Source organism: Streptomyces sp. E2N166 (assembly GCF_003671715.1).
Lineage (GTDB): Bacteria > Actinomycetota > Actinomycetes > Streptomycetales > Streptomycetaceae > Streptomyces > Streptomyces thinghirensis.
Genome location: NZ_RAIF01000032.1, coordinates 263,582 through 286,402, shown reverse-complemented (window position 1 = coordinate 286,402; position 22,821 = coordinate 263,582). Strand labels below are relative to the sequence as shown.

Genomic DNA, 22,821 nt, shown 5'->3' with positions numbered 1-22,821 from the left:
CCAGAGGCGCGCACCGCCCGGTCACTGAAGCCGCGGCTACGGGGTACCCGGGGCCGCATGACGGAGAACCCGCAGGTCAACGGCTCGTACTGGCTTCAGACGGCACCGGGCGGTGCGCCGCGCCCCGCCCTCGCGGAGGATCTCGACGTCGACGTCGCCGTGATCGGCGCCGGCGTCGCCGGCCTCAGCACCGCCTGGGAACTGGCGCGGGCCGGGCGCAGTGTGGCGGTGCTGGAGGCCGGGCGGGTCGCCGCCGGCGTCACCGGCCACACCAGCGCCAAGCTGACCGCCCAGCACACGCTGATCTACGACAAGCTGCGCCGTACCCGCGGCCCCGAGGGGGCCCGCCTGTACGCCCGCTCGCAGTCCGAGGCGATCGAGCACGCCGCCGGGATCGAGGCCGAGCTGGGCATCGACTGCGACTGGGAGACCCGCAGCGCCTACACGTACGTCCGTGACGCGGGCCGCGTGGACGAGCTGCGGGCCGAGGCGGCCGCCGCGAAGGAGGCGGGGCTGCCGGCGTCGTTCGTGACGGAGACGGCGCTGCCGTTCCCGGTCGCGGGCGCGGTCGAGGTCACCGGGCAGGCGCAGTTCCATCCGCGCAAGTACCTGCTGGCCCTCGCCGAGGACCTGGAGGCGCACGGCGGGCGGATCTTCGAGAACACCACCGTCCACGGCCTGGACGAGGGCGAGCCGTGCCGCGTGTCGACCGGGGCGGGAGCGACGGTCACCGCCCGGGACGTCGTGGTCGCCACCCACTATCCGATCTTCGACCGGGCCCTGCTCTTCGCCCGCCTCTCCCCGCGCCGGGAGCTGGTCGTCGCCGGGAGCATCGAGGCGGACCGCGACGTCGACGGCATGTACATCACGCCGGACGAGAACACGCGCTCGGTCCGTACGGCGCCCCTGGACGACGCCGGCGACGGCACGGGCCGCCGGCTGCTCGTCGTCACCGGGGAGCACTTCACGCCCGGCACGGGCGACACCCGGGAGCGCTTCGACCGGCTGTCCGCCTGGGCCCGCGAGCACTTCCCCGGCGTCGACCTCACCCACGCCTGGGCGACGCAGGACATCGACCCGACCGACACCGTACCGATGGTGGGCCCTCTCCACCCGGGCGCGCACCACACGTACGTCGCCACCGGCTTCGGCGGCTGGGGGCTGAGCGGCGGCATCATGGCGGGCCGGCTGCTCACCGCGCAGATCAGCGGCGAGGAGTGCGCGTGGAGCGAGCTCTACGATCCGCGCCGGCTGCGCACGGCGGTGCGTGAGGCGCCGGCGTTCCTCAAGACGCAGGCCGAGGTCGCCCGCCACTTCGTCGGCGACCGGCTCAAGCCTTCCCCGCCGGTGGACGCCCTGCCGCCGGGCGAGGGTGCCGTCGTCCGGGCGGGCGGCGACCGGCTGGCCGTCTACCGGGACGAGGCCGGCGCGCTGCACGCCGTCTCGCCGCGCTGCACCCACCTGGGCTGTCTGGTCAACTTCAACGCGGCGGAACGCGCCTGGGAGTGCCCCTGCCACGGCTCCCGCTTCGGCACGGACGGCAAGGTGATCGAGGGCCCGGCGACGAAGCCGCTGGAGCAGCGGGACATCTGACCGCCGCCGAGGCGTCCTGACCCGAGAGGGTGACCCCTCGGGCACGTCACCCCCCATAGTCGTACATACAGAACAGCACACTCATACGTTCGTACGGTGATCATTCTCGTACGACGCGCAACCGCCCTGGCCGTCCTGGGCGCCGCTCTCGCCGCCTGCGGGAGGGGCGAGGCCCCGCAGGCCCCCCGCCCGGCGCCGACCGCGTCCTCCGCCGCACCGACGAAGCCGGCCCCGTCCCGGCCTCCGACGCTCGCCCCCGGCCCCGCGGGACTGACCCCCGTCTTCGAGCACGGGCCGCGCGCGGACGGCAAGACGGTCGCCCTCACCTTCGACGCCGACATGACCGCCGACCAGGGGCCGCGTGCGGCGGCGGGCGAACGGTTCGACAATCCGCGGCTGATCGCGACCCTGCGGGAGCTGAAGGTGCCCGCCACGGTGTTCATGACCGGCCGGTGGGCCGAGGAGTACCCGGACGAGGCCCGGTCCATCGGCCGGGACCCGCGGTTCGAGATCGCGAACCACTCCTACAGCCACCACGCCTACACCGACGACTGCTACGGCCTGCCGCACGTGTCCAAGGAGCGGATGCGCTCGGACGTGGAGCGGGCGTACGCGGCGTTCCGCGAGGCCGGGGTGCGGAACGCGATGCCGTACTTCCGTTTCCCCGGCGGCTGTTACGACAGGGCGGCCCTCGGGGAACTGGCCGCCACCGGCGTCACCGCCGTCCAGTGGGACGTGGTGAGCGGCGACGCTTTCGCGACGGACGCCGACGCGGTGGCCCGGCAGGTGCTGGACGGGGTGCGGCCGGGGTCGGTCGTCGTCATGCACTGCACCCGCAGTGCCGCCCCGGTGACCGAACAGGCGGTGCGGCAGGTCGTGCCCGAGCTGCGCCGTCAGGGCTACCGCTTCGTGAAGGTATCGGAGCTGATCGGCGCCGCGAACGGCCGCGCCTGACGGGCCTACCCTGGAGAGATGAGCAGCGACGAGGACACCGGTCCCGACGACTACTGTCTGATCGACGCGACCCGGCCGCCCAAGGCCGACGGCCCGCCGTACGCGATGGGGGTCCCCCCGCTCGAGCGCAGCCGAGAGTGGGGGAGCGTGCTGTGCCGGGAGCCGACGGAGTACCCCGAGTCGTACAAGGGCGTCACCTTCTGCCCGGTCTGCGAGTGGCAGGAGGCCCAGCGCACGGCCTGCTCAGGCTGATCGGCGCGAGCTGAGCGTACAGGCCGCGGCGGCCGCGGCCGCGGTGACCAGGGCCGCCACGGCCAGCGGGAACAGGGGCAGCGGGACGGCCCCCGACCGCGAGCCGGTGACCAGACCGTCGACCGCCGCCCGGGCCGGGGACCCGGTCGCCACCAGCGCCAGGAGGGCCGCGAGCAGCAGTGCCGGGACCGCGCGGCCGGGCGAGCGCAGCAGCGGCCAGGCGGTCAGCGCGCCGACGGCGGTGCCGAGCAGGGCGCACACCAGCGCGGCGAGCAGTCCGGCGCCGCCCGCCGCGAGCGGGGGCACGCGCGTGCCGTGGTCCGTGCTCACCGGGTCGCTGATCAGCGTCACGACGACGGTGGCCGCCGCACCCAGTACGACCGCGGCGGCGAGCGCCACCAGCAGACAGGCCAGGTGGGCACGCGCGGGTCCGCGCGCCGCCGACACACATCCCCTGGCGGCGGGCGGCTCGCCGGCGACGCAGATCCGCACCAGCCAGGCCGCGACGGGCAGCAGCACTGCCGCCGCCCAGCCCAGCGAGTCGAGCACCGGCTGCCCGCCCTGCACGCCGATGCCGAGGACGGCGGCGTACAGGATGACGGGCGGCAGCCAGCGCTGGGAGCGCAGCAGCAGGGCGGCCTGGTAGCGGAGCAGGGCGGTCATCGCGGGCGGCCCTCCTGGGCGTGCACGCTCACCACGTGCCACGGCGGCCGGGCGGTCAGCAGCGTGCGCAGCAGCACGTCGGAGTGGGAGGCGGGGACGGTGAGGTCGTAGCGACCGGGGCCGCTCTCCTCGACGGAGGCGGCGATCCGCACCACGTCGGCGGGCAGGCCGGCGCCGGCCGCCCCCCGCACCCGCACCGCGACGCGCGGCCCGGCCGGGGCCCCGGCGTGTTCGGTACGGCGGTGCAGGGTGCCGTCGCGCACGGTGTACGCGGCGTCGGGCGCGCCGGCCAGGCGGCGCGGGTCGTGGTCGACGAAGACGACGGCACCGCCGGAAGCCGTGCGCTCGGCGACCGCCCGTTCCAACTGGGCCCGGGCGTCGGTGTCCAGCCCGGTCCAGGCCTCGTCGAGCACGAGCAGCTCCGGCTCCGCGAGCAGGGCCTGCGCAACGGCCACCTTCTGGCTGCTCCCCTTGGACAGCCGGGCCAGCGGCGTGGAGGCGTACCCGGCGGCCCCCAACCGCTCCAGCCACTGCCCGGCCGCACGCGCCGCCGCCCGGCGGGAGAGCCCGTGCACGGCGCCGAGGTGGGTGAGGTAGGCGGCGGCGGTGAAGGGCAGGGCGGGCGGGAAGCGTTCGGGGACGTAGGCCGTGCGCGGACGTCCGGTGACCCGGCCCTCGGTGGGGGCGTCGATCCCGGCGAGCAGGCGCAGCAGGGTCGACTTGCCGGTGCCGTTGGCGCCCTCGACACGGACGAGGGTGCCGGGCGGCACGCTCAGGTCGACACCGCGCAGTATCCAGGGTCCGCGCGGACCGTACCGACGGCCGACGCCGTCCAGCCGTAACTCGCGTTGCATGGGGCCATCCTCTCGCGCGCCCCGGACTTGGCAGACTGGTGGGCGTGAGCAACGAGCCGACGACTCCCGTCCCCGACAGTCCCTTCCGCCCCGAGCCCGGCGACCGCGACCTCGCGCCGCAGTTCGTGCTGCCCCTGGTCGTACGTATCGAGCGGACGGCGCCGCCGCCCCGCACTGACGCGTTGGAGACCGCGGCCCGGGCGGTGCTGCTGATGCTCGGCGACGAGCGGTCGACCGGTGACGGCGAGTGGGCGCGGGCGATGCGGGACTGGCAGGACGCGCGCATCCGCAAGGTCGTGCGGCGGGCGCGGGGCGCCGAGTGGCGGCGGGCAGAGGCGCTGCCGGGCATCACGGTCACCGGCAAGACGGCCCAGGTGCGGGTCTTCCCGCCGGTCCCGCTGGACGGCTGGCCCAAGGACCTGGCCCGGCTCCAGGTCTCCGGCACCGACCTCGACGACCCGGAGCCGCCGGTCGACGCCGACCTCGCCGCGCCGGTGCTCTGGATGAGCCCCGGCCTGGACATGTCGGCCGGCAAGGCGATGGCCCAGGCCGGGCACGGCGCGCAGCTCGCGTGGTGGGAGCTGTCGGACGGCGAGCGGGCGGCGTGGCGCGACGCGGGCTTCCCGCTGGCGGTACGCACGGCGGACCCCGCCCGCTGGCGCGGCCTCACGACGAGCGGCCTGCCGGTGGTCCGCGACGCCGGGTACACGGAGATCGCACCGGGGTCGTGCACGGTGGTGGCGGACCATCCGGCGCTGCGGTAGCCGGCCGGCCCGTCGAGGTCGGCGGAACAAGGGCGGCGGCCTGCGCGCCGTGACATCGTGGTGCCATGACCATCGACGTTCGCCCGGCCTCGGTCTTCGAGGACGTCCGAACCCTGCTCGGTCCGAAGTCGCCGACGTCCAACGTCTGCTGGTGCCTGAGCTACCGCGTCCCTTCCAAGGTCAACAACGAGCTGCGCGGCCCGGCCCGAGGGGCCCACGTCGCCGAGCTGTGCCGTACGGGTCCCCCTCCGGGGGTGCTCGCCTACGACGGTGACGAGCCGGTCGGCTGGGCCGCGGTGGCGCCACGTGCGGACACCTCCTTCGCCCGCAACCGCAAGATCCCGCACGTGGACGATCTGCCGGTCTGGTCGTTGTGGTGCGTCCGCGTACGGCCCGGTCACCGGAAGAAGGGGATCTCGCACTCCCTGATCGCCGGGGCGGTCGACTTCGCCCGCTCCCAGGGCGCACCGGCGATCGAGGCGTATCCCCTCGACAACGGGGACGCCAGGGTCGACCTGACCATGGCGTACGCCGGGCTCCGGAGGAACTTCGAGCGCGCGGGGTTCGTCCACGCCGCCGACACCACGTCGGTGCTGGCCGGTCATCCCCGGGTGCTGATGCGGCTCGACCTGCGCTGACGGTCCGGCGCGCCGCCCGCGAACCTCAGATGTTGCTCTGAACATGCCCGGCCCGGGGTTCGGGCCGGGCCGGGCAGGCGATATCCCCGTCATGTTCGCAGGAGGGGGACGAACCATGGAGCGAATGACGGGTACGGCGCGTACGGCGCGACTGGGAACGGGCATCGGATGGCGTCCGGAGATCGCGGACGTCGTCGAGCGGATGCCCGGCATCGACTGGGTCGAGGCCGTGGCCGAGAACCTCTGTCCCGGGCATCTGCCCGACTCGCTGCTGCGGTTGCGCGAGCGCGGGGTGACCGTCGTGCCGCACGGGGTCTCGCTCGGGCTCGGCGGTGCCGAGCGGCCGGACGCGGGACGGCTGGCGGCGCTGGCCGAGCGGGCGGAGGTGCTGGGGTCGCCGCTGGTCACCGAACACATCGCGTTCGTCCGGGCGGGCGGGCCGCTGACCGCCTCCCCGCCCCTGGAGGCGGGGCACCTGCTGCCCGTGCCGCGCACCCGCGACGCCCTCGACGTGCTCTGCGAGAACGTGCGCATCGCGCAGGACGCGCTGCCCGTGCCGCTCGCCGTGGAGAACATCGCCGCGCTCGTCTCCTGGCCGGACGAGGAGCTGACGGAGGGACAGTTCCTGTACGAGCTGGCCGACCGGACCGGGGTGCGGCTGCTGATCGACGTGGCGAACCTGCACACCAACCACGTCAATCTCGGTGCGGACCCGGCCGAGGCGCTCGGCGAACTGCCCCTGGAGGCCATCGCGTACGTCCATGTCGCGGGCGGCTTCCAGCGGGACGGCGTCTGGCACGACAGCCACGCCCACCCCGTTCCGCAGCCGGTGCTGGACATCCTGACCGACCTGGCCTCGCGCGTGGCGCCGCCGGGCGTGCTGCTGGAGCGTGACGAGGACTTCCCCGAGGGCGAGGAGCTGGCGGCGGAGGTGGAGGCGATCCGCGGCGCCGTGGAGAGGGGACGGGCGGCAGCGGGTACGGTGCCCGCCGCTTCGGCGCGGCAGGCGGCGGGTACGGCGCCCGCCGGAGGCGGGGCGGCGGCGTCGCGAGCCGCGCGTGACGGGGGCGGCGCCGGTGACGCCGTACGGCAGCGGCTCGCCCTCGCGCAGGCCGCGCTGTTGTCCGCGCTGGTCGCCGGGACGCCCGTGCCCGAGGGGTTCGACCGGGTGCGGCTGGGGGTGCAGGCGCGCGCGCTCGCCGGGAAGCGGGCGGACGTGGTCGCGAAGGTCGCGCCCGAGCTGCCGGTGATCCTCGGCGCGGGGTACCGGCCGTCCTTCCTCGCCTATGCGCAGAAGTGTCCGATGAGCGGTGGCTACCGGCGGGACGCCCTCGACTTCGTCGGGCACCTGATGCGGAACGGCCGTCCGCTGGACGCCGCTGTGCGGATCGAGTTGCGGGAGTGGTGGCTGGAGCGGTCGGGGCCGGTGCCACGCTCGGAGCGCCCCGGGGTGCGGTGGGCCCGTGCGACCAGGCGTGTTCTGCTGCGCCGGTGACCGGGTGGCGGCTTCGTCGGGACATCACCAAACGGAACGTCACATACCCACAACACTGCGTCCCGAAATGTGAACAGGGCATGGCGCCGGCGAAAGCCTTTGGCATAGAAGTACGGCATGTTCTGGGTCCTTCTCCTCCTGCCGGCCTGGGCCGTCGCCGGTCTGGCGTGCCTGCGGCTGTGTCTCGCCGCCGTACGCGCGGCGGCCGTCGACGCCCACGCCGTCGGCCGGGAGCACGCGCTGACGCTGTACGAGGCGGCGTTCCTGTCCGGCGGCCCGCGCAGGGTCGCCGACCTGACGCTGGTCTCCATGGCGCGCCAGCGCCGGCTGCTGCTCGCGCACACCGGCTGGGCGACCGTCGTGGACCCGCGCGGGCGGGACGAGATGGAACGGTCGGTCATAGGGGCGATAGGGCCCGGGGGGCAGTCCCGGATAGCGCCGGTACGGGCCACCGCGGCCACCGCGGACCCGGTGCGGAGCCTGGCCGACCGGCTGGTCGGCGCGGGCCTCGCCGTGCCGGACGGCGCCCGCGGTGTCGCCGCCGGGGTCCGACGGGTGCGGGTCGCCGCGGTGACCGTGTGCGCGCTGGGCGCCGCCGCCCTCGCGCTGCCGCTGCCCGCCGACCAGCCGCGCCTCCTGATCGCCCTGTGGTTCGCGCTGCCGCTCACCCTGACCCTGGGGTGCCTCGCCATCACGCGGATGGAGGTCCACCCGTACTCGCACTGGGCCTCCCCGGCCGGCCAGCGGCTGGTCGGCGCCCTCGTCCGGCATGCCGACGGCTCGGCGGACGACCGTACGTACCTCACCTCGGTCGCCGTACGGGGCGTCCACGCGATCGGCGAACCGGACCTGCGCGCGGCCTTCGCCCACCGCAAGGAGTACGCCGTCGAGGACTACTGGGAGCGCCGGGCCTGACCCGCCGGGGGGCGTACGGAGGCACTCGGCGCCGACACCCGCGGACGGTGCTTGCCCTGCCCCGGCCGCCGCACCAAACATCCCTTGTGTCACACCGTGCACCGAAGGGATACGCGATGCGAGCTGCCGCCCTCTACTCGGCCGCCGGGTCCTTGCTGCTGACCACCCTCGCGGCCGCGCCGGCGGAGGAGACGCCGGGCGGGCCCGGGGACGCCGAGGCGCGCGGCACCGCCGTGGCCGCCGAGCGCGCGGCGGCGGCCGGAGTCGAGTTCGGCAGCTGCCCGGAGGCGGAGGACCTGCCGGCCGGCATGCGCTGCGGCACGGTCGTCGTGCCCCTGGACTACGCGCGTCCCGACGGGAAGCGGATCCGGCTCACCGTCAGCCGGGTGCGGGCCACGCACAAGGACCCCGGCAACAGCAAGCGCAAGGTGCCCGGGCAGGGGGCGCTGCTCTACAACCCGGGCGGTCCGGGAGCCTCGGGGCTGTACTTCCCGCTGGTCGGCATGGTCCCCCAGTGGAAGCGGATCGCGGCGGCGTACGACCTCGTCGGGTACGCCCCGCGCGGGGTCGCGCCCTCCGCGCCGCTGTCCTGCCAGGACCCCGGGGAGTTCTTCAAGGGCCCGCGGCCGGCGCCCACGCAGCCCTCGGACGCGTACAAGAAGGAGCGTGCCGCCGAGGCCGAGGCCTACGCGCGCGGCTGCGCCGAGCAGCACGGGGACGAGCTGCGGCACTACCACTCCCTCAACAACGCCCGTGACCTGGAGGTCGTACGGGCCGCGCTGGGCGAGGAGCGGCTCACGTTCATGGGCGCTTCGTACGGCACCTACCTGGGGGCGCTGTACGCCGAGATGTTCCCGTCGCGCGTGCGGCGGATGGTGTTCGACTCGGTGGTGAACCCGGACCCGGAGCAGGTCTGGTACCGCAACAACCTGGACCAGTCGGCGGCCTTCGAGGACCGCTGGACGGATTTCAAGGAGTGGACCGCCGAGCACGACGCCGCGTACGGGCTCGGCACCACGCCGCGCGAGGTGCAGAACAGCTACGAGGAGGCGAGCGCACGGCTCGCGGCGGAGCCCGCGGGCGGGACGGTGGGTCCCGCGCAGTTGCAAGGGGCGTTCCTGAAGGCCGGGTACTACGACGACTACTGGCCGCACCGCGCCGAGGCGCTGTCGGCGTACCTAAAGGGCGATCCGCAGCCGCTGATCGACCAGGCGGGGACGCGGACCGAGGAAGGGGCGGCCGGGGCGGAGAACTCCAACGCCGTGTACACGGCCGTCGAGTGCAACGACGCGTCCTGGCCGACCGACTTCGAGGTCTGGGACCGGGACAATACGCGGCTGGCGCGCCGGGCGCCGTTCGAGACGTGGGACAACGTGTGGACGAACCTGCCGTGCGCCTACTGGCAGGCGCCCCGGCGGCGCCCCCTCGACGTGCGCACGGGGCCGGGTGAGCTGCCGCCGACGCTGCTGCTGGCCGCCGAGCGGGACGCGGCCACTCCGTACGACGGCGCGCTGGAGCTGCACCGGCGGCTGCCGGGCTCGGTACTGGTGACCGAGCGGGACGCGGGGACGCACGGCATCGCCGGCGGCCCGAACGCCTGCGTCAACGGCCACTGGGAGGCGTACCTGCTGGACGGCAGCCTCCCGGCGCGGGACACGTCGTGCGCCCCGCGTCCGGAACCGGAACCGAGGCCGGCGGCCGAGCCGCAGGCCGGGACAGCCGCGGCACCGGCGCCCTGATCAGGCGAGCCCGGCCACCAGCTCCGCGATGTCCTTGCGGCGCCCCGTGTAGAACGGGACCTCCTCGCGGACGTGCATGCGGGCCTCGGAGGCGCGCAGGTGGCGCATGAGGTCGACGATGCGGTACAGCTCGTCCGCCTCGAAGGCGAGGATCCACTCGTAGTCGCCCAGCGAGAAGGAGGCGACCGTGTTGGCTCGCACGTCCGGGTAGCCGCGGGCCATCTTGCCGTGGTCGGCGAGCATGCGGCGGCGGTCCTCGTCGGGCAGCAGGTACCAGTCGTAGGAGCGCACGAACGGGTAGACGCTGATGTAGTTACGGGGCGTCTCGTCCGCCAGGAAGGCGGGGATGTGCGCGCGGTTGAACTCGGCGGGGCGGTGCAGCGCCATGTTCGACCAGACCGGCTCCAGCGCGCGGCCCAGCTTGGTACGGCGGAAGAGGTTGTACGCGTCCTGGAGCTGGTCGGCGGTCTCGGCGTGCCACCAGATCATGAGGTCGGCGTCGGCGCGCAGACCGGACACGTCGTACGTGCCGCGGATCGTCACGTCCTTGGCGGCGAGCTGGTCGAACAGCTCCTGGACCTCGTCGGCGTAGCCGGCGCGGTCCTCGGGCAGCACGTCCTTGAGCTTGAAGACGGACCAGAGCGTGTAGCGGATGACCTCGTTGAGGTCCTTGGCCAGCTTGCCCTTGTTGGGGATCCGGTCGGCAGCGGGGGTGGAGGCGTCGTCACTCATGACCCTATTCTCCCGCTCCGCCGTGCAGGCTCTGCACCGGGTGGGCGGTGAGCTGCTCCACACCGCGCGGGTCACCCCGGAGCTGGTCCACGGCCGCGTACGCGCTCGCGATGCTCGCCGGGATGCCGACGCCGTCGTACGCCGCGCCGCACACCGCGAGGCCCGGGAGCTTCGCGACGTGTTCGCGGACGCGGGCCACGCGCGCGTGGTGGCCGACGGGGTACTGGGGCAGGCCGTCCTGCCAGCGGGTGACGCGGGTGGCGACGGGCTCGGCGGTGAGGCCCGTGGCCTCCCCGAGGTCGTGCCGGGAGACGGCGACCAGGCCGGCGTCGTCGCGGCCGAGGATCCCGGTCTCGCCGTACCGGCCGACGGAGGTGCGCAGGACGACCAGGTCCGGGTCCTCGTCGGCGATCCAGCCCCACTTGCGGGAGGCGAAGGTGGACGCCTTGATGGTGCGCCCGTCGACCGGCGGCACGAGGAAACCGCTGCCCTCGGGAAGCGCGGCCGTGTCGGAGCGGCGGTAGGCGAGGGAGATCAGGGCCATCGAGGCGTACTCCACCGCGGACAGCTCGGCCGCGGCGGCGGGCGCCTCGGCACGCAGCAGCTCGGCGGCGGGTCGGGCGGGGACGGCGACGACGACCGCGCCGGCGTGCAGCACCCGGCCGCCGGCGACGATCCGCCAGCCGTCGGGCGCGTTGCGGCGCAGCTCCGTCACCGGCGCGTGGGTGACGATCTCGCCGCCCCGCGCGCGCACCGAATCCGCGACCGCGAGCGGGAGGGTGCCGATGCCGCCCTCGATGCCCATGAAGACGGGCCCGCTCGCGGGGGAGGTGGCCGTCCGGCCCTGGAGGGCGCGCACCGCCTCGGTGAGGGAGGCGTGGGTGCGGGCGGCCTCGAAGAGCTGGGGGACGGCCGAGCGCAGGGAGATGCGGTAGGCGTCGCCCGCGTAGACGCCGCCCAGGAGGGGTTCGACGAGGCGGTCGACGACCTCGCGGCCGAGGCGCGCCGCCACGTACTCCCCCACGGCCACGTCGTCGCCGACCTCGGTGCGGGGCAGTTCGGCGTCGCGCTCGACGCGGGCGAGGCCCTCCTCGGAGAGGACGTCGGCCAGGGCGGCGGCGGTGCCGGGGACGCCCATGACGTGGCCCTTGGGCATGGGACGCAGGGCGCCGCGGGTCCACAGGGAGGCCGACGCGGTGGACGGTGGCTGGAGGCGGTCGGCGAGACCGACCTCGCGGGCGAGGCCGACGGCCTCGGGGCGGCGGGCCAGCATCGACTCGGCGCCGAGGTCGACGCGGACTCCGGCGATCTCGCCGGGCAGCAGCTTGCCGCCGACGCGGTCGGAGGCCTCCAGCACGGTCACCCGTGCGCCGCGCTCCAGCAGCCGGTGGGCGGCGGCCAGTCCGGCGATTCCGGCTCCGATGACGACGACGTGCCCCGTGTCCGCGGGGAACTCGCCCGCGGGGCTCTCGCTTGCGCACATGCCCCCAGCGTCTCAGACGGCACCGACACCAGGCGCCGGGGCGGGTGACCCGGCGGTCGTGCCACAGGCTCGGAAGAGGTCCCGCGAGTCGAGACCGTGACCTCTTCGGAACCGTTCCGCGTCAACGTCCGTGCCCCTCTCCACGTCGAAGGAGCGTCAGCCGTCACGACCCTCGGGGGTACCCGCCATGCACGCACCACGATCGGCACCACGATCGGCACGACGTTCCGCGCCGCCCGCCCGCGCCCTGGCGGGCCTGCTGCTGGCCGCGGCCCTCGCCCTCACCGGATGCACCGGGTCGAGCGGCGGCTCCGACTCGGGAGGCGGCGCCAAGGAGGCCGCGGCCCGGGGGGACTCGCGGGCGGACGGCCCGGCGGCCGGGGACCGGGCCGGTGCCGCGGGCGGCGAGGCCGACGGCGCCAAGGCGACCGCGCCGCCGAAGCTCGCCCCGGCCCACATCATCCGCACCGCCTCCCTGACCGTGCGGGTCGAGGACGCACCCAAGGCCCTCGACGCGGCCCGCACCGCGACCGAGAACGCCGGCGGCTACGTCGGTGACGAGACCACCACCCGGGACGCGGAGGGTCACGAGCGGACCGAGGTCGTACTGCGGGTGCCCGTGGAACGCTACGAGGAGGTGCTCGACGAGCTGGAAGGCGCCGGGGAACTCCTCGAACGCGGCGCGAAGGCGGAGGACGTCACCGACCAGGTCGTGGACGTGGACAGCCGCGTCAAGTCGCAGCGCGCCAGCGTGGCCCGCGTCCGCGAGCTGATGGACCGGGCGACGAAGCTGAGCGACGTGGTGACGCTGGAGGGCGAGCTGAGCACCCGCCAGGCGGAGCTGGAGGCGCTGCTCGCCCGGCAGGCGGCCCTGAAGGACCGCACGAGCCTGGCCACCATCACCCTCTCGCTGTCCGAGACGCCGGTGGAGCGGGCGGCGGAGGACGACGACCCCGGGTTCACGGACGCGCTGGCGGGCGGCTGGGACGCGTTCGTGACGATGCTGCGCTGGCTGGCGGTGGCGCTCGGCGCGGTGCTGCCGTTCGCCGCGGTGGCGGCGCTGCTGGCGCTGCTTTGGCTGCGGCTGATACGGCCCCGGCTGCCGCGCCGCCCGGCACCGGTGGCGGCACGCGGTGAGGAGCCCGGTGGGCAGGACTGAAATGCCCCGTCCCCGTAGCGTGTTCGCATGGGAATGAGCGCTGCGAGTGGCACGAGTGGTACTGGACGGGCGAGGGAACGGCTGGTCGTGGTCGGCGGTGACGCCGCGGGGATGTCCGCGGCGTCACAGGCACGGCGGCTCAAGGGACCGGACGAGCTGGAGATCGTGGCGTTCGAACGCGGCCACTTCACTTCGTTCTCCGCGTGCGGCATCCCGTACTGGGTCGGCGGTGACGTGACCGACCGGGACCAGCTGATCGCCCGGACGCCCGAGGAGCACCGCGCGCGCGACATCGACCTGCGGATGCGCACCGAGGTCACGGAGATCGACGTCGCCGGCGGGCGGGTGCGCGCGCGTGACGTCGATTCGGGGGCGGAGTCCTGGACGTCGTACGACAAGCTCGTGATCGGGACCGGTGCCCGCCCGATCCGTCCGGAGCTGCCGGGCGTCGACGCGCCCGGCGTGCACGGGGTGCAGACGCTGGACGACGGGCAGGCGCTGCTCGACACGCTGGCGCACACGCGCGGCCGTCGCGCGGTGGTCGTCGGCGCCGGGTACATCGGCGTGGAGATGGCCGAGGCGCTCATCAACCGCGGCTACGAGGTGACCGTCGTCAACCGCGGCCGGGAGCCGATGTCCACGCTCGACCCGGACATGGGCCGCATGGTGCACGAGGCCATGGAGGGTCTCGGCATCACCATGGTGAACGGCGCCGAGGTCACCAAGGTGCTCACCGGGGACGACGGCCGGGTGCGCGCGGTGGCCACCGAGGACGCCGAGTTCCCGGCGGACGTGGTGGTCCTCGGCATCGGCGTACGGCCCGAGACCGGGCTCGCCGAGGCCGCCGGGCTGCCGCTGGGCGCTCACGGCGGGCTGCTGACCGACCTGGCCATGCGGGTGCGCGGGCACGAGAACATCTGGGCGGGCGGCGACTGCGTGGAGGTGCTCGACCTGGTCTCCGGGCAGGAGCGGCACATCCCGCTCGGCACCCACGCCAACAAGCACGGCCAGGTCATCGGCACCAACGCGGGCGGCGGCTACGCCACCTTCCCGGGTGTGGTCGGCACCGCGGTCAGCAAGGTCTGCGACCTGGAGATCGCGCGGACCGGACTGCGCGAGAAGGACGCGCTGCGGGCGGGGCTGCGGTTCGTGACGGTCACCATCGAGTCCACCAGCCGCGCCGGCTACTACCCGGGCGCCTCCCCCATGACGGTGAAGATGCTCGCCGAGCAGCGCACCGGGCGGCTGCTCGGCGTCCAGATCGTCGGCCGCGAGGGCGCGGGCAAACGGGTCGACATCGCGGCGGTGGCCCTCACGGCCGGGATGACGGTGGAGCGGATGACGGCCCTGGACCTGGGCTACGCGCCGCCCTTCTCACCGGTGTGGGACCCGGTACTGGTGGCGGCCCGGAAGGCGGCGCGGGCGGTGGAGCGGCAGGCGTGAGCAGGTCCCCGGCCCGAGCAGGCCCCGGGGGCCCCGGGCTGCTCGGCCCCGGTCCTGAGCAGCCCCCGTCCTGAGCAGCCCCCCGGCCCGAGCAGGCCCCGGGCCTCGGAAGGCCGCCACGCCGCCCGTCACGCCGTGCCGTTGATCCGGTCGATGGCCTGCCGTGCCTGCTCGGCGGGGGGCCGCGCCGGCAGGGACGACACCGACGCCGGGGTGGTCACGCGTGCCGGGGTGGTGGCCGCCGGCCCCGGAGCGCTCACCGCGGGCGGCTGCTCACCGGCCGGCTTGGCGTGCGCCGCGCCCCGCGCGGAGCGCAGCCGGTGGCTCACCGCCTCGTCGAGTGTCACCGGCCGCTGCATCTGCGCGGCCAGCCGCCCGGCCTCCTGACCGAGCCGGGCGACGTCCTCCCACGGCAGGCGCAGGACGAGGGCGACCTCGGCCTCGCCGTCGGGCAGGGCGTGCATCGCCGGAGCCGGTGTGACCCGTTCGTTCATCGCCTGTTCCTCACGTCGTCCCCGCGTCCCGCCTTCCCCGGGCCGCGGGCGGTTGAGAGGACATACGCAGACACGGACGCGGGCGTTCAGGGGACGTACCGATTCACCGTCCGGCAGGCGGGCAGTAGTGTCTCGTGGTCATCCCCGTCCATGACGTGAACCCCGCGCGCCGTACGCCCTGGGTGACGTACGCCCTGCTCCTCGCGAACGTCCTGGTCTTCCTGTTCACCCCCGGTACGGCCGGTTCCGTGACGGGCGAGGGCAGTCTCGCCCAGTTGTGCCGCCTGGAGGCCTTCCTCGACCAGTACGCGGCGGTGCCGCAGGAGTTGCTCCACCACCGGTTGCCGGGGCTGGTGCCGACGGGTGACACCGGGGTGGGCCCGCAGGGGCCGGGCTGCGTGATCGGGCCGCCGGACTACGACAAGTCCCCCGAGCTGAGCGTCCTGACGGCGATGTTCCTGCACGGCGGCTGGCTGCACCTGCTGGGCAACACGCTCTTCCTCTGGATCTTCGGCAACAACGTCGAGGACCGGCTGGGCCACGTGCGCTACCTGCTCTTCTACGGCGTCTGCGGCTACGCGGCGACCTACGGCTTCGCCCTCCTCAACTCCGGCTCGGGCGCCCCGCTGATCGGCGCGTCGGGCGCGATCGCCGGGGTGCTCGGCGCCTATCTGGCGCTGTATCCGAAAGCCCGCGTCTGGGTCCTCGTCCCCTTCCTCGTCTTCCTGCCGCTGCGCCTGCCGGCCTGGATCGTGCTGGGTTTCTGGTTCGGGCTCCAGGCGGTCTACTCGTCCGGCGGGGCCGTCTCCGACGCGGGCACCGTGGCGTATGTGGCCCATGTCGTCGGTTTCGTCGTCGGCATGGTGATCGCCTGGCCGCTGCGACGCGGCACCCCGCCCCCGCCCGAACCGCGCGGACTGCTGTTCGGGCGGCGGGCGCGGCCGGGGTGGTGACCCCCGTCGGTTTCGCGGTCAGGCGCGGGAGGGCTCTTCCGTGGCCACGGGCTCCGGGGTCCAGCGGATGCGGGTGCTGCACAGCGACACGGCGACCGCCGACGCGGCGACGGCGCCCATGCCCCAGGCCAGGTTGCTCGCGCCCGCGATGAACCCGATGAGGGGCGGGCCGGCCAGCAGGCCGGTGGTTCCCATGGCGGCGACCAGGGTCAGCGCGTCCGAGCCCTGCCGCGCGGCGGCGGCGTAGACGCAGGGAGTCACGGCCGCGATACCCAGACCCATGCACGCGAAGCCGGCGAGGGCGGGTGCGACGCCGCCGCTGACCAGGGCGACGGCAAGCCCGGCACCGGCCACCGCGCTGCCCAGGAGGACGACCCGGCCGTCTCCCCAGCGGGCCCGCCAGCCGTCGGCGAAGAGGCGGGCGACGACCATCATTCCCGAGACGACGGCGATGCCCAGGGGGGCGAGCTCCGCCGACGCCTCGGCGACGTCCTTCAGGTAGAGGGCGGACCAGTCGTTCATGGCGCCTTCGGCGACCGTGCCGAAGACCATGGCACAGCACATCCACAGGGTCGGGCGGGAGGGGACGGTCCAGCGGCGGCGGCGCGGCTGCTTCTCCGTCCGCTCGGCGGGAGCGGTGGGATCGGCGCGTGCCCCGTCGTCGAGCAGGCCCGTCCGCGCGGACACGCCCAGTACCGCGAGGAGGGCGGCGGCCACGCCGAAGTGCGCTCCGACCGACCCGGTCGCGGCGGTCATGCCGGAGGCGAGCAGCGCCGCGAGCAGCGATCCGGCGCTGAACGTGGCGTGCAGCTTCGCCATGGTGTTGCGCTCGTGCCGTGTCTCAAGGGCCGCGCCCTGCGCGTTCATGGACACGTTCAGGCAGCCCACGAGGACGCCGTCGACGCACATCACCAGCAGGGCCGCCGGGTAGTTCGGGGCCGCCGCCAGGGCGAGCAGCAGCAGGGCCAGACCCAACTGGGAGAGGAGGGCGAGCCGCCGCGATCCCAGGCGTCGCATCAGCCACGCCACCACCGGGAAGGACACCGCCGCGCCGACCCCCGCGGCCATCAGGAGCACCCCCACCTCGGCCGCGGTCAGGCCCAGGTCGGACTTGACGGCCGGAATCCGGGCGGCCCAGGTGGCGTACTGGAAGCCGAGGGACAGGAACAGCGCGGCGATCGCCAACTGGCCGCGGAGAAAGGGGTCGTGGAGACGGGACACGCGCATCAGCTCACTTCGCGCAGGGACGGGGCCGGGGACGCGGGCGGGGAGGAGGGCAGGGGCACGGCCGGTACCGGCCTGGACATGTAGACGGCGTCCGCGCCGTAGTCGCCGGTGGCCACCACCCCGGGTTGCGGTACGAAGCCGCGCGCCGACCAGAACCGCTCGGTGCCGCCGACGGCGACCAGGGAGATCCGCTCGTCCCCGCGTGTGCGGGCGGTGCCGGTGAGGTGGCGCAGGAGGTGCCGCGCCAGCCCTCTGCGGCGCAGGCCGGGCGCCACGACGATGTCGTGCAGATGGAGGTTCCCGGGCGGGGAGGCGGTCGCGGTCTCCTCCGCCCTTTCCAGGTCCGGGTAGCGGTGGAGCGGGTAGGGCAGGGCCAGCACGTAGCCGGCCGTGCGGAGGCCGACGTCCACGACGAAGCACGTGCCCGGTGACGCCGCCGCCCGGGACTGCAGCGCCGCCCGGCCCTCCGACAGGCCGAGTCCGCTGTAGGCGTCCCGTTCCAGCGCCACGACGGCGTCCCAGTCCCCGTCGGCGATCCGGCGTACGCGCACGGTGTCATCCATCGGCGGCGCCCCCGTCCGGGCGGCCCGCCCAGGCGTACGGGAGCGGGGCGAAGCCGTTGAAGCCCAGGGTCGTGTAGCTGGTCGCGTAGGCGCCGCTGGACAGCACCCAGACCGGGTCGCCCGAGGTCAGCGCCTCGGGTACCGGGACGAGTGCCTCCTCGTGGGAGTAGGCGTCGTCGCTGTCGCAGGTGGGGCCGGCGACGACGGCCGGGACCCGCGGGCCGTCGGTGTGGCCCGGGAAGACCAGCCGGTACTGCAAGGCGTCCATCTCGTACAGGCCGTTGAACTTGCCGCAGCTCAGGTACAGCCAGTACTGCCGCTCGCCGTCCGCCCCGCGGCGCCGGGTGAGCCGGGCGACGTGCGCGCGGATCGCCCCGTGGTCGGCGACCAGGTGCCGTCCGGGTTCGATGACGAGGTCCAGGGGGGCGCCGTGGATCCGGCGCAGTTCGTCCGTCCCCTCCCGGATCACCGCGAAGATCTTGTCCAGCGGTGGGTCGAGGGGCGTGCCGCGGCGGTCGCGGTAGCCGAGCGCGGGCAGGCCCCCGCCGAGATTGACGTGGTCGACGCGGATGCCGCGCCGGCCCAGGGCGCGCAGGGTGTCGCCCAGGTCCTCCAGGGCGGTGTGCCACGCCTCGCCCGTCATCTGCTGCGAGCCGACGTGCACGGACAGTCCCGCCGGGACCAGCCCCGCGTCCCGGGCCCGCTCCATGACGTGGACGGCGTCGCCGGGTGAGCATCCGAACTTGTGGCTCAGCCCCCATACGGCGCCCGCTCCGCCGGTCGCCACCCGGCAGAAGACGCGGGCGCCCGGGGCGCGGCCGGCCAGGGCGGCCACGTCCTGGAGGCTGTCGGTCGCGAAGGTGCGGATGCCGAGCCGGTGGGCGTCGGTGATGTTCCGGTCGGACTTGACGGTGTTGCCGTAATGCACGCGCGCGGCCGGCACCCCGGCCCGCAGTGCCTGTTCCACCTCGCCGGGGCTCGCCGCGTCGACTCCGGCGCCCCTGCGTGCCAGGGCGCCGAGGACCTCGTCGAGCGGGCAGGCCTTCATGGCGAACCGCACGTGCACGCCGGGCAGTTCGCGGCACAGGCTGTCGTAGCGCCGCTCGATGCCGGCGAGGTCGTAGACGATCCGGTCGTCGGTCGCGGCGGCGAGGGCGGCGGCCAGGGGCTCGCTGAGATCCGCTCTCGTCTCCGCTCTCATCCCCGTGCTCATCGCGGCGCTCACCCCGTCCCCCCGGACGGGAGCGCGAGAGGCGTGGCCTTGGCCGCGCCGACCAGGCCCTCCCACGCCTCCGTCAGCAGCGCGAAGTCCGCCATGTCGCCGCGCGCCTCGTCGAGGAGGCGCGCGCGCCGGGTGGCCAGGAGATCGGCGAAGTCGGTGTACCGGCCGCCCAGGCGCCGGTAGGCGGTGTCGAGGGTGTCGAGCCGGCGGACGTTCTCCGCCGGGTCCAGGCCGGTGCTCCGGCGGGCCAGGGCGGCGACGGCGGCGGGGCGGGGCCGGCCGTGCCGGTCCAGCAGTGTGTCGCCCGCCTCGGCCATGCGGTCGTAGACGTAGTGGAAGTGGAGCATCGACAGGAGGAACTTGGCGAAGCGGGTCTGGTAGGCGAGGAAGCCCGGTCCGGTCCTGCGTTCGCCCGTGTGGTAGTTGACGATGTTCCGGTTGTGCAGCACTCCGGGCAGACCGGCGTCGTGCACGAGGTGGATGAGGAAGTAGTCGCTGCCGATGGTGTCCCGGGCGGGCGGCAACGGCACCCGCTCGCTGACGCTGTCGCCGTGGAAGGCGATGTTGCACATGTCCACCCGCATGGGGTCGACCAGCGTCAGCAGCGAGTGGTCGGCCGCGAAGGGGGCGGTGCCCGCGCCCCGGAAGGACTCCTCGACCAGCTCCCGTTTCTGCTCGGCGGACCAGTGTCCGGGCGCCCAGAGGGAGACCACGTCGTGGTAGACGCCGGGGTCGGCGTCGCGGATCTCCGCGATGTCCACGGAGAGTTCACCCACGAAGGAGCTGCCGACCATGGCGACCCGCCGGTCCGCCAGGGCCGCCGGCAGGGTCGACTCGGTGACGACGGGAACGGCGTCCGCGGCACGTCTGCCGATCGACAGCAGCTCGTGGTGGACGGGGAAGACCGTACGGCCGTCCACGCTCTGGTACCGGCTGTCCGAGTCCCTGCGGTGGACGGACTCGCAGCCGAGCGCCGCCGCGATCAGGAAGGCGCGGTTGGTGCAGGCGCCGTAGGAGAGGCCGTCCGGGAGCATCAGGTCGAGGAGCAGGTCGGGCTTGGCACTGCCGGATTGCGCCGTCACCCGTTCCAGGAAGTCGCGCTGGGCGGCCTCGTCGAGGTGGTGCGGCGTGATCCGGGGGTGCGCGGGCAGGCGCCGTACGGCCTCGGCGTGGGCGGCGTGGACCGGGGGCGGGCAGGAGTCGAGGACCAGCAGGTGGACATCGATGTCGAAGTGGTCGGCGGCGTAGGCCGCTTCCTCACCGAGCGCGGCGATGGTGTCCGGACAGGGCCGGTTGGTGGGAAGGGTCAGGCAGACGCTGCGCATGCGGCATCCCCGGTGGCCTCGTCGGTCGCCTGTTCCGTCGCCTCGGTGCTGACGGCGTCGGTGTCCGCGTGCCAGGACTTCAGGCCGAGCAGCCTGGCGCCGAGTTCGTTCAGCTCGGCGGGTCCGTAGCGCTCGGACTCGTGCCGGTGGGCGTCGCCGAGGAGCGTGGCGTTCCAGTCGGGGGTGGCGAGGGTGCGCCAGGAGTCGACGCGGGAGTCGCGCAGCGTCCGGTGGGACTCCAGCGCGGGCATCATCGACAGGTACTGGACGGCGCGCACGCCCTCGCCGGAGACGTTGGGGGCCACGCCGTGGGCCAGCAGACCGTTCCAGATGAGCAGGTCGCCGGCTTCCAGGTCGGGCCGTACGACGGGCATGTCCTCGCGGTCGATCGCGGGGCGGATCGGGTCGCGGTCGTCGGGCTGGAGGGCCTTCCAGCGGTCGAAGTGCCGGAACAGGTCGGGGCAGCACTGGAAGCCGCCGTGGTCCGGCTTGGTGTCGTTGAGGGCGATGATGCCCTGGACCCGCTGGGGCAGGACGCCGAGGGAGGTGTCGACGTCCCAGTGCAGTTCGATGTCGAACCCGCGGTCCGGCTTGTCGATGAGGGCGCGGTCGCGGTTGCCGGTGTTGGGCGGGTTGAGGTTGAGCCGGTCGAGGGTGACCCACAGCTCCTCGCAGTCCCAGACGTCGACGAAGGCGTCGTAGACGCGCTGGGTCTGGCGGCTGTCCCAGATGAGCTGGTGGTGGTACGCCTCGACGAAGCCGTAGATGTGCAGTTCCCGGTCGAGGTCGGAGCGGTAGGGACGGTCCTGGTACCAGGTGTCGGGGCGGTCGGGGTCGAGTCCCTGGAACTCCCAGGCGAAGTCGAGCAGTCGGTGGGCGGAGGCGGCGGGTATCGCCTCCTTCACCACTACGTGTCCGTAGGTCTGCCAGTGGGCGAAGTCCTCCTCGGACAGCACCCGCAGCGGACGTGTCTTGCGCAGGTCGCGCAGCTGGGTGCGGGCCAGGTAGGTGTCGGCGTCCGCGCTGAAGTAGGGGAGGTCCGACGGGGCTCGGTGGAGGTAGGAATCGGGCGTCGCCATGTGGTGCTCCAGATCCTCGCCGTCGCCTCGTGCGGGCAACGGCGGTGTGCGCGACGGAGGTCGGGCCGTCGCACATGAGGTCGGTGGGGGCAGCTGAGGGCCGCTCGCGCTCGCGGGCGGAGCGGGGCGACGGGGGCGGCTCGGTGGGACGGGTCTCCCTGGCCAGGGGATCGCCCGGTCCGCGCCCCCGTCCGAAAGTGGTCGTCTCGTCCGGGGTGGTCGTCACGGAAGCGGAAGTCGTCCGGCGTGCGAACGGGGCATCCCATGCGCCCCTCGCCGAACTTGCGTCTCACAATGGACTAGACCAAGGAAAGGTGTCAACACCCGTTTTCACGAGCCCAGTTGTTACTTCCGAGTTCGACAACGCCCCTCTTGACACACGTGGTTAACCTGAGCGCGCCCCCACTTGGTCCATACCAAGAGCCACCACCTGAAAGGCGCGATCGATGGCCTCCAGCAAGCACAGCGGCGGCGAGTTGCGCCGGCTCGCGCTCTCCGTCCTGCAACCGGGCTTCGTGGGCACCGAGGCACCCGACTGGGTCCTGCGCGCCATCGGGGACGGACTGGGCTCCGTCGTGCTCTTCTCCCGCAATATCGTCTCCGTCGAGCAGGTCGCCCGGCTCACCGCCCGACTGCGCGCTGAGAACCCGCAGTTGATCGTCGCCATCGACGAGGAGGCGGGCGACGTCACCCGCATCGAGTCCGCGACCGGGTCGACCCGGCCCGGCAACTTCGCCCTGGGCACCGTCGACGACACGGAGCTGACCGAGGCCGTCGCCGCCGACCTGGGCCGGCAGCTGCGCTCCGCCGGGGTGAGCCTCGACTACGCGCCGAGCGCGGACGTCAACTCCAACCCCGACAACCCGATCATCGGCGTACGTTCCTTCGGTGCCGACCCCGACGTGGTGTCCCGGCACACCGCCGCGTGGATCCGGGGACTCCAGTCGTCCGGCGTCGCCGCCTGCGCCAAGCACTTCCCCGGGCACGGGGACGTCGCCGTCGACTCCCACCACGCCCTGCCGGCCTACGGCGCCGGGCGGGACGAGATCGCCGCCCAGGCCCTGCCTCCGTTCCGGGCCGCCGTGGCCGCGGGCGTCCGCGCGGTCATGAGCGGCCACCTGCTGGTACCGGCCTACGACCCCGACCTGCCCGCCACGCTCAGCCGCCGCGTCCTTCAGGGCCTGCTCCGCGACGAGCTGGGCTTCGACGGCCTGATCGTCAGCGACGCCATCGAGATGGGCGCCGTCACGGCCCGGCACGGCATCGACGGCGCC

General features: G+C 74.2%; 22 protein-coding genes. 12 read left to right on the top strand and 10 right to left on the bottom strand.

Annotated elements, in window-relative coordinates; translation table 11 throughout:
• The first annotated feature begins 57 nt into the window (after positions 1-57).
• From EBH09_RS28350 to EBH09_RS28340, 3 genes are all read left to right on the top strand, one after another.
• A complete protein-coding gene (locus tag EBH09_RS28350) occupies positions 58-1,593 on the top strand; it encodes an FAD-dependent oxidoreductase (RefSeq protein ID WP_121749779.1) in 1,536 nt (511 codons plus the stop codon).
• Between the two features lie 96 nt (positions 1,594-1,689).
• Entirely contained in the window at positions 1,690-2,547 is an 858-nt protein-coding gene (locus EBH09_RS28345) for a polysaccharide deacetylase family protein (RefSeq protein ID WP_121749778.1), read from the top strand.
• Positions 2,548-2,565: 18 nt separating this feature from the next.
• Complete coding sequence (locus EBH09_RS28340) at positions 2,566-2,799, top strand: hypothetical protein (protein WP_121749777.1); 234 nt, start codon at positions 2,566-2,568, stop codon at positions 2,797-2,799.
• On the opposite strand, the gene EBH09_RS28335 is transcribed toward EBH09_RS28340, so the two are convergent.
• Positions 2,791-3,462: an ABC transporter gene (locus tag EBH09_RS28335; RefSeq protein ID WP_121749776.1), complete on the bottom strand. Its 672-nt coding sequence runs from the start codon at positions 3,460-3,462 to the stop codon at positions 2,791-2,793. The two genes, EBH09_RS28340 and EBH09_RS28335, sit on opposite strands and share 9 nt — an antisense overlap.
• On the bottom strand, positions 3,459-4,316 hold the full coding sequence (locus tag EBH09_RS28330; protein WP_121749775.1) for an ATP-binding cassette domain-containing protein: 858 nt from the start codon (positions 4,314-4,316) through the stop codon (positions 3,459-3,461). Before EBH09_RS28330 ends, EBH09_RS28335 begins: the two co-directional genes overlap by 4 nt.
• A 44-nt stretch (positions 4,317-4,360) precedes the next feature.
• Here EBH09_RS28330 and EBH09_RS28325 point away from each other — a divergent pair, with 44 nt between their 5' ends.
• The 5 genes from EBH09_RS28325 to EBH09_RS28305 all read left to right on the top strand — a co-directional run bounded on the left by EBH09_RS28325 (position 4,361) and on the right by EBH09_RS28305 (position 9,867).
• Positions 4,361-5,080, top strand: a complete 720-nt coding sequence (locus EBH09_RS28325; RefSeq protein ID WP_121751044.1) for a peptidyl-tRNA hydrolase — start codon at positions 4,361-4,363, stop codon at positions 5,078-5,080.
• Between the two features lie 65 nt (positions 5,081-5,145).
• On the top strand, positions 5,146-5,718 hold the full coding sequence (locus EBH09_RS28320) for a GNAT family N-acetyltransferase (RefSeq protein ID WP_121749774.1): 573 nt from the start codon (positions 5,146-5,148) through the stop codon (positions 5,716-5,718).
• Positions 5,719-5,833: 115 nt separating this feature from the next.
• A complete protein-coding gene (locus EBH09_RS28315; protein ID WP_238697461.1) occupies positions 5,834-7,213 on the top strand; it encodes a DUF692 domain-containing protein in 1,380 nt (459 codons plus the stop codon).
• Between the two features lie 117 nt (positions 7,214-7,330).
• Positions 7,331-8,128, top strand: a complete 798-nt coding sequence (locus tag EBH09_RS28310) for a TIGR04222 domain-containing membrane protein (protein WP_121749772.1) — start codon at positions 7,331-7,333, stop codon at positions 8,126-8,128.
• Between the two features lie 116 nt (positions 8,129-8,244).
• Entirely contained in the window at positions 8,245-9,867 is a 1,623-nt protein-coding gene (locus tag EBH09_RS28305; RefSeq protein ID WP_193776580.1) for an alpha/beta hydrolase, read from the top strand.
• Here EBH09_RS28305 and hemQ read toward each other — a convergent pair whose 3' ends face one another.
• On the bottom strand, positions 9,868-10,599 hold the full coding sequence (gene hemQ / locus EBH09_RS28300; RefSeq protein ID WP_121749770.1) for a hydrogen peroxide-dependent heme synthase: 732 nt from the start codon (positions 10,597-10,599) through the stop codon (positions 9,868-9,870).
• Positions 10,600-10,603: 4 nt separating this feature from the next.
• Positions 10,604-12,082 carry a protoporphyrinogen oxidase gene (gene hemG, locus EBH09_RS28295; RefSeq protein ID WP_121749769.1) on the bottom strand — a complete coding sequence of 493 codons (1,479 nt, stop codon included), beginning with the start codon at positions 12,080-12,082 and terminating at the stop codon, positions 10,604-10,606.
• Positions 12,083-12,269: 187 nt separating this feature from the next.
• Here hemG and EBH09_RS28290 point away from each other — a divergent pair, with 187 nt between their 5' ends.
• Both EBH09_RS28290 and EBH09_RS28285 read left to right on the top strand, forming a co-directional pair.
• Positions 12,270-13,241, top strand: a complete 972-nt coding sequence (locus tag EBH09_RS28290) for a DUF4349 domain-containing protein (protein WP_121749768.1) — start codon at positions 12,270-12,272, stop codon at positions 13,239-13,241.
• 33 nt (positions 13,242-13,274) lie between these two features.
• Positions 13,275-14,684, top strand: a complete 1,410-nt coding sequence (locus EBH09_RS28285; protein ID WP_121749767.1) for an FAD-dependent oxidoreductase — start codon at positions 13,275-13,277, stop codon at positions 14,682-14,684.
• Between the two features lie 128 nt (positions 14,685-14,812).
• Here EBH09_RS28285 and EBH09_RS28280 read toward each other — a convergent pair whose 3' ends face one another.
• On the bottom strand, positions 14,813-15,178 hold the full coding sequence (locus EBH09_RS28280; protein WP_121749766.1) for a hypothetical protein: 366 nt from the start codon (positions 15,176-15,178) through the stop codon (positions 14,813-14,815).
• A gap of 134 nt (positions 15,179-15,312) precedes the next feature.
• Between EBH09_RS28280 and EBH09_RS28275 the strand changes: the two genes are divergently transcribed.
• Positions 15,313-16,131 (top strand): rhomboid family intramembrane serine protease, encoded by an 819-nt coding sequence (locus EBH09_RS28275; protein ID WP_121749765.1) that lies wholly within the window; start codon positions 15,313-15,315, stop codon positions 16,129-16,131.
• Positions 16,132-16,149: 18 nt separating this feature from the next.
• Here EBH09_RS28275 and EBH09_RS28270 read toward each other — a convergent pair whose 3' ends face one another.
• The 5 genes from EBH09_RS28270 to EBH09_RS28250 are packed head-to-tail and all read right to left on the bottom strand — an operon-like array spanning position 16,150 to position 21,547.
• Entirely contained in the window at positions 16,150-17,358 is a 1,209-nt protein-coding gene (locus EBH09_RS28270; protein WP_193776579.1) for an MFS transporter, read from the bottom strand.
• On the bottom strand, positions 17,358-17,921 hold the full coding sequence (locus tag EBH09_RS28265; protein WP_121749764.1) for a GNAT family N-acetyltransferase: 564 nt from the start codon (positions 17,919-17,921) through the stop codon (positions 17,358-17,360). The genes EBH09_RS28270 and EBH09_RS28265 overlap by 1 nt, the downstream gene beginning before the upstream one ends.
• Positions 17,914-19,122, bottom strand: a complete 1,209-nt coding sequence (locus tag EBH09_RS28260; protein WP_121749763.1) for a type III PLP-dependent enzyme — start codon at positions 19,120-19,122, stop codon at positions 17,914-17,916. The genes EBH09_RS28265 and EBH09_RS28260 overlap by 8 nt, the downstream gene beginning before the upstream one ends.
• Before the next feature lie 20 nt (positions 19,123-19,142).
• Entirely contained in the window at positions 19,143-20,468 is a 1,326-nt protein-coding gene (locus EBH09_RS28255) for a DUF6271 family protein (RefSeq protein ID WP_121749762.1), read from the bottom strand.
• Positions 20,450-21,547, bottom strand: coding sequence for a YbiU family protein (locus EBH09_RS28250; RefSeq protein WP_121749761.1), 1,098 nt, complete (start codon positions 21,545-21,547; stop codon positions 20,450-20,452). Before EBH09_RS28250 ends, EBH09_RS28255 begins: the two co-directional genes overlap by 19 nt.
• A gap of 446 nt (positions 21,548-21,993) precedes the next feature.
• On the opposite strand from EBH09_RS28250, the gene EBH09_RS28245 reads away from it, so the two are divergent.
• On the top strand, positions 21,994-22,821 hold an 828-nt coding region (locus EBH09_RS28245), incomplete at its 3' end, for a glycoside hydrolase family 3 protein (protein ID WP_193776577.1).